The organism is Elusimicrobiota bacterium (assembly GCA_016788905.1).
GTDB lineage: Bacteria > Elusimicrobiota > Elusimicrobia > FEN-1173 > FEN-1173 > JADKHR01.
On record JAEURZ010000071.1, the window covers coordinates 271 to 538 of the forward strand.

At 59.3% G+C, this 268-nt stretch carries 1 pseudogene (cut by a window edge); it reads left to right on the forward strand.

The features are described from left to right. Window positions 1-268 (forward strand): annotated as a pseudogene (locus JNK54_10850) (radical SAM protein); it begins 270 nt to the left of the window's first position.

The window sequence follows — 268 nt, forward strand, 5'->3', positions numbered from 1 at the left end:
CGGCGGCGGCGCCGAAATTTTCGACCCCGAAATCCGCGAGCAAATCGCCGCCGACAAGTGTACCGCCGAACAGTGGTTGCGCATCCACGAAATCTGGCACGAAATGGGCGGCCGCTCCAACGCCACCATGCTCTACGGCCACATCGAAAAATTCCGGCACCGCATTGACCACCTCGAACAACTGCGCCGGTTGCAGGACAAAACCGGCGGGTTCCAGACCTTCATTCCGCTCAAATTCCGGAATCAGGACAACCAGATGAGCCACGTG